Origin of the sequence: Flavobacterium sp., assembly GCF_027533505.1 — a bacterium.
Taxonomy (GTDB): domain Bacteria; phylum Bacteroidota; class Bacteroidia; order Flavobacteriales; family Flavobacteriaceae; genus Flavobacterium.
In genome coordinates this window covers 1-5,805 of sequence record NZ_JAPZUB010000042.1, presented here as the reverse complement: position 1 = coordinate 5,805, position 5,805 = coordinate 1, and the positions used below count along the sequence as shown (strand labels likewise).

The window sequence follows — 5,805 nt, the reverse complement described above, 5'->3', positions numbered from 1 at the left end:
TGTGGTTTGACGTTGATTGTAGTGTTTGAAATTCATGTCTAATCATCTGTAAATCAGATATAAATATACAAATTGCAACTCTTTTATGCAAGAAAAAACGTAAAAAAAAACCGTCTCAAGTTGTGAGACGGCTTCTTTTTTGTAGTTTTAGCCCATAATATAACGTATAATGAAAACAAAAGTTTGGCTTAGTGCCCTTGCTGTAGTGCTGCTATATGCCTGCAGTTCCACGCCCAAACCAACCGTTGCTCCCGAAGCAACAGTGGTTAAAAAAGAGTTGACTCCCGAGTTGGCTGAAGGGAAAAATTTGTACGAAGGCAGTTGTGGGAAATGCCATCAATTGTACAAACCGAGTAGCTACAATGCGGAGGAATGGAAACCGATTGTAGCACGGATGCAAAAGAAAGCCCGCTTGTCCGATGAGCAAGGAATGAAAATTTACAATTACCTGACTTCAGGCGCAGAATAAAAAAAACCGAGAGGAATTTTCCTTTCGGTTTTCTTTTTTAGATATCATCAAAATCGATATCGGTATATTTTTTATCGCCTGTGGTTTCTTCTGGGTTGGCTGCGTAATAGTCTTTCTTAAAGTCTTTTTGGTGACGCTCAGAAATCACTTCTTCGCCTTTTGACTTTAAAATGAAGGTGGTCATTTCCTCCAAAATATCTTGGAATGCAGCAAAATCCTCTTTGTAGAGGTAAATTTTATGTTTTTTAAAATGGAAGGATCCGTCTTCCTCCGTAAACTTTTTACTTTCCGTAATGGTAATGTAATAGTCGTCTGATTTGGTGGATCGAACATCAAAGAAATACGTTCTTCTACCGGCTCTTAATACTTTGGAAAATATTTCGTCTTTTTCCAACATGTCATTTTCTCTCATAATACGCGCTTTCATTTACAAGTTTTCTATTCACGAAAATGAAAAAAAAATGGAAAATATGCAAGTATTATTCGACTTCTTTTTCAGAAAGTTGTTTATCGTAGAGGGCTTTATAGTGTCCGTTTAAGGTTAGTAATTGATTATGAGTGCCTTGTTCGACGATACGTCCTTCCTCCAAAATTAGGATATAATCGGCATTTTTGGCCGACGAAACCCGATGACTCACAATCAACGTCGTTTTGCTTTTGGTATAGGTAGCCAAATGATTCAAAATTCGTTCCTCTGTTTCCGTATCCACCGCCGAAAGACAATCGTCGAGTAACAAGAGTTTCGGATCCTTGATCAAGGCCCGGGCGATCGAAACACGCTGTTTTTGACCTCCCGACAACGTAATCCCACGTTCGCCCAAAACCGTTTCATACCCTTGGTTGAATTGTATAATATTGTCGTGTACTTCGGCATGTTGCGCAGCTTGTTCAATTTCACTCGTCGACGCATTTTCTTTACCAAAGCGAATGTTGTTGGCAATCGTATCAGAGAATAAAAAGGCATCCTGCGGTACAATCCCAATGCTGTCGCGCAACGAGTACAAGTTCAAATCTTGAATCAATCGATCGTCGACGCGAATCGTACCTGCCGTAGTATCATACAAGCGTGTAAGTAGCGCAAGTAAGGTCGATTTCCCAGAGCCCGTTTTCCCCAAAATCGCCAAGGTTTTGCCTTGTTCTAGTGTAAATGATATGTCTTTCAACGCTTGAATTTGGGTGTCAGGATAGGTGAAACTCACGTTTTCGAACACAATTTTTCCTTCAATTGGCGTTGGTTCGGGTTGGGTGTTGCGAATTTCAGGCTCCGATTGTAAAAATTCATTGATCCTTTTTTGCGAGGCTTCGGCTTCTTGTACCAAAGAGGAAACCCAACCAATAGAAGCCACGGGCCACGTGAGCATGTTAACGTATAAAATAAACTCAGCAATTACCCCAATTTCTTTGATGTCGGGATCGCCTTGGATGTACATCATTCCGCCAAAGAAAATTACCACCAAGTTACTAATGCCAATCAAAGTGATCATCAAAGGTCCGAAGAGTGAATTCACGCCCGCCAAACGCAAACTTTTGGTTTTACTATCTTCAGCCAATACGGCCATTTCTTTTTGGGTTTTGCCTTCCAAAGCATAGGCTTTAATCACCCGAATACCCGAAAACACCTCTTGGTTAAAGCTCGAAAGATTGGAAAGATTTTCTTGAAAACGAGTACTTCGTTTGTTGATTTCTACACTGAGTTTAAAAATGATAAAAGAAAGGATGGGCAAAGGGAGTAGGGTATATAGGGTCAGTTTGGGCGAAACATGGTACATGTAAATAATCACTACGCCAAAACGAATTAATGTGTTTATGGTATACATCACGGCAGGTCCTACGTACATGCGCACTTTAGCCACATCTTCACTGATGCGACTCATCAAATCTCCGGTACGGTTGCGTTTGTAAAAGCCTTGGTCTAAAATTTCATAGTGCTGAAAAACTTCATTTTTTAGGTCAAATTCTACATAACGCGACATCACAATCAAGGTTTGCCGCATTAAAAATGTGAGAAAGCCTGCTACCAATGACGTGCCAATGACGAGCAAGATATTGGTCACTAGTTGCTTCCGAACGGACGAAGCAGTCATGCCATTTTCGGGGTAATTCTCAATGATTTTAAAAGAAGCGCTAATCAATTTCGGCGTGTAGGAAAAGAAAATTTGGGCGACAATCGTAATACAAATACCGGCCAAAAAGTGGTATTTATATTTCATAAAATATTTATTCAAATAACGAAGTTCTTTCATTGTTTCGGGACGATGTCTTTGTTTTTATTTTTAATTCTGTTAAAAAAATAAAAAATATATAATTTTAAAAAAATCAGTATAAACGAATTTTATTAACAATATGCTAATTAAACCATAATAGGGTGAATTTTCTTGAATAAAACGTTAAATTTGCTTCGACTTATTGACAAAGTCGCAACACAAATTCATACTTATGACTGCAGAAATCACCACGCCTCAGGAGTTGCAGAAAATGGACCCCGTTTTCGGTCAACTTTCATTTGACAATCATGAACAAATTGTGTTTTGTCACGACAAAGATACAGGTTTAAAAGCAATAATCGGGATACACAACACCGTTTTGGGTCCGGCCCTTGGGGGCACCCGTATGTGGAAATACAACAACGAATGGGAAGCCCTCAATGATGTATTGCGTTTGTCGCGCGGGATGACCTACAAGTCCGCAATCTCTGGGTTAGACCTCGGTGGTGGAAAAGCCGTCATTATTGGAGATGCGAAAACCGATAAGAATCCAGAGTTGATGCAAAAGTTCGGTGCATTTGTGCATTCACTTTCGGGAAAATACATCACCGCAGAAGACGTGGGGATGGTTACGGCCGATATGGATACCGTACGTGACGTGACGCCTTATGTCACTGGAATCTCAGAAGCACGCGGCGGATCCGGAAATCCTTCTCCCGTTACCGCTTATGGGGTGTACATGGGTATGAAAGCCGCGGCCAAATACCAATTTGGTTCGGATAGCTTAGCCGGTAAAAAAATACTGGTTCAAGGGATTGGACACGTTGGGGAAACTTTGGTTCATCATTTATGCAACGAAGGGGCTTTGGTACAAATGGTTGATTTGAGCGAACAACGTTTGGAAGAAGTACGTAAAAAATACGGCGCTCAAATTTTCACTGGCGACGATATGTACAGCGCCGACGTCGATATCTATGCGCCTTGTGCCTTGGGAGCGACCATCAACGACGATACGGTGTATAAAATTAAAGCTAAAGTGATTGCGGGAGCAGCCAACAACCAATTGGCCAACGAAAATGTTCACGGACCTATTTTACAAGAACGCGGTATCGTATATGCGCCCGACTTTTTGATCAATGCTGGGGGAATCATCAACGTATATGGTGAAATCGCACACTACGGCAAAGACGAAGCTTTACGTCGCACCGAAAATATTTATAACACCACTTTGGAAATATTTGACTATGCGGTAAAACACAACATGACGCCTCAAAAAGCGGCCATGGCGATTGCTGAAAACCGCATTGAACAACGCCGAAAAGAAAACGCAAAATAAAAGACGTTTCCAAAAAATAGTACTATTTTTGCAAAGCGAAAGAGCATTTCTTTCGCTTTGTTTATTCTAAAAAGTTCTTATTCCGTGCTCAACCGAAGACATATTCGCATCAAAGTAATGCAGACCATTTATGCTATGCATCAAAGTGGGAGCGATGATTTAACCAAACAAGAAAAATTCTTGAAGGCCAGTTTGGACAATATTTTGGACTTGTACCTGATTCTTTTGTCGGCCTTAATCGAACTTCGTAAAAAAGAAGCACAATACTTGGAAGTTGCCAAAAACAAACACTTAGCGACTCCCGAAGAACGAAATCCCAACACCCGATTTGTCGATAACCCCGTTTTGGTGGCCTTAGAAAACAATGCAACCCTCGCTCAAGCTCTTGAGTACCATCGCATTTTGAATTGGCAACACAACGACGATACCATTGTGTATTTGTTGCAAGACATTAAAGCGAGTGCCCTATACCAAAAGTACATGGCCAAACCGAGTGTGACTTTTGAGGAGGAACGCTTTTTTGTGGTCGACGTGTTCAGTACACTCATCGCGCCCAACGATAAGTTGTATGCCTACTTGGAGGATTTCAAACTCACCTGGGTCGATGATATTCCGGTAGTTAATACGTTGATTCAAAAGCAATTGCGTCATTTTACCCCGGGAGAATTTCAGGTGCCGCGCGTGTTCAAGGATTTGGAAGATGCCGATTTTGCAGTCGATTTGTTGCGCAAAACCTTGCTCAATGAAAAGGAGTTGCAAAAAGAGTTTGAAGATAAAACCCCTAATTGGGACATGGAGCGGATTGCCGAGTTGGATACGATTATGTTGAAAATGGCTATCTGCGAATTTTTGAAATTTCCCTCCATTCCGGTCAAGGTGACCATCAACGAGTACCTTGAATTGGCCAAAGAATATTCAACCCCCAAGAGCAGCCTGTTTATCAACGGGATTCTCGATAGTTTAGTCAAAACCTACCAAACCCAAGGCCGTTTAAACAAATCGGGCCGCGGCTTGTTGTAACCTTTAAAATTTAACTGTATGGAACAATTAACTTCAATGTTACCCATTTTGCTGATGTTTGTCGTGATTTATTTCTTCATGATTCGTCCGCAGCAAAACCGTTTGAAAAAAGAAAAAGAATTTGAAAGCGCCCTCAAAGTTGGCGACCGCATTGTTACCAAGAGCGGCATCCATGGCAAAGTAGCCGAATTGGCTGAGACTACGGTAGTCATCGAGACCATGGCCGGAAAGTTAAAAATGGAACGCACCGCCATCTCACTGGAATTAAGCGCCGCCTTAAATAAAAAAGCATAAAGAAAAATCCTGAGGACTGAACATGCCCCAAAAAGTTAGACACTATTTGGGGCATTTTTTATTTCTTTCAGCGTACAATAAATAATTCGTTACGATGTAATGGGCGTAGGTCATATATTAATGTATGACCTCTTTCAGACCGAAGTTTCGGTAGCGGAGGCAAAGTCAGGAGAATGCGAAGCGATCGTTGGTTCTTACCGCCATTTTATTATATTTGTTGGAAGGCTGTGCCGTTTTTTACAGGCTGACGTAATAAGCAATACTATGACAACAAATAACTTAAAAGATGCAGACCCAGAAGATATTGAATACTTAATTGTAAAAATTGAGAAATCATTTGGAATGGCTTTAGTCTAAATAATATATTTATTATATTTGCTTTATGAAAGACAGTATTTTATCCCAAATATCGGAATTAAATCAGGAAGATAAATCCCGATTATACAAAGTTATTGAAGGCTTTTTGTTTGATAATGAAGTTG

Annotated in this window: 7 protein-coding genes; 5 read left to right on the top strand and 2 right to left on the bottom strand. The window is 40.5% G+C overall.

Annotation, left to right across the window (positions count from 1 at the left end; genetic code table 11):
* Positions 1–169 precede the first annotated feature (169 nt).
* The gene (locus O9316_RS09730; protein ID WP_298205518.1) at positions 170–469 is read left to right on the top strand and encodes a cytochrome c; all 300 of its coding nucleotides are present in this window, start codon (positions 170–172) and stop codon (positions 467–469) included.
* Between the two features lie 37 nt (positions 470–506).
* On the opposite strand, the gene O9316_RS09725 is transcribed toward O9316_RS09730, so the two are convergent.
* Positions 507–881, bottom strand: a complete 375-nt coding sequence (locus O9316_RS09725) for a PUR family DNA/RNA-binding protein (RefSeq protein ID WP_298205519.1) — start codon at positions 879–881, stop codon at positions 507–509.
* Positions 882–948: 67 nt separating this feature from the next.
* Positions 949–2,712 (bottom strand): ABC transporter ATP-binding protein, encoded by a 1,764-nt coding sequence (locus O9316_RS09720; RefSeq protein WP_298205517.1) that lies wholly within the window; start codon positions 2,710–2,712, stop codon positions 949–951.
* Positions 2,713–2,905: 193 nt separating this feature from the next.
* Here O9316_RS09720 and O9316_RS09715 point away from each other — a divergent pair, with 193 nt between their 5' ends.
* From O9316_RS09715 to O9316_RS09700, 4 genes are all read left to right on the top strand, one after another.
* Entirely contained in the window at positions 2,906–4,009 is a 1,104-nt protein-coding gene (locus tag O9316_RS09715; protein ID WP_298205516.1) for a Glu/Leu/Phe/Val dehydrogenase dimerization domain-containing protein, read from the top strand.
* A gap of 84 nt (positions 4,010–4,093) precedes the next feature.
* Positions 4,094–5,029 (top strand): transcription antitermination factor NusB, encoded by a 936-nt coding sequence (nusB, locus tag O9316_RS09710; protein WP_298205515.1) that lies wholly within the window; start codon positions 4,094–4,096, stop codon positions 5,027–5,029.
* An 18-nt stretch (positions 5,030–5,047) separates the two neighbouring features.
* Positions 5,048–5,323 (top strand): preprotein translocase subunit YajC, encoded by a 276-nt coding sequence (yajC, locus tag O9316_RS09705; RefSeq protein ID WP_298205514.1) that lies wholly within the window; start codon positions 5,048–5,050, stop codon positions 5,321–5,323.
* A 99-nt stretch (positions 5,324–5,422) separates the two neighbouring features.
* The gene (locus tag O9316_RS09700) at positions 5,423–5,680 is read left to right on the top strand and encodes a hypothetical protein (RefSeq protein ID WP_298205513.1); all 258 of its coding nucleotides are present in this window, start codon (positions 5,423–5,425) and stop codon (positions 5,678–5,680) included.
* Positions 5,681–5,805: the final 125 nt, after the last annotated feature.

Excerpts from the sequence above, each read along its gene's own strand:
- O9316_RS09700 (WP_298205513.1), top strand. The coding sequence starts at position 5,423 with ATGGGCGTAGGTCATATATTAATGTATGACCTCTTTCAGACCGAAGTT.
- yajC (WP_298205514.1), top strand. The coding sequence starts at position 5,048 with ATGGAACAATTAACTTCAATGTTACCCATTTTGCTGATGTTTGTCGTG.
- O9316_RS09715 (WP_298205516.1), top strand. The coding sequence starts at position 2,906 with ATGACTGCAGAAATCACCACGCCTCAGGAGTTGCAGAAAATGGACCCC.
- O9316_RS09730 (WP_298205518.1), top strand. The coding sequence starts at position 170 with ATGAAAACAAAAGTTTGGCTTAGTGCCCTTGCTGTAGTGCTGCTATAT.
- O9316_RS09720 (WP_298205517.1), bottom strand. The coding sequence starts at position 2,712 with ATGAAAGAACTTCGTTATTTGAATAAATATTTTATGAAATATAAATAC.
- O9316_RS09725 (WP_298205519.1), bottom strand. The coding sequence starts at position 881 with ATGAGAGAAAATGACATGTTGGAAAAAGACGAAATATTTTCCAAAGTA.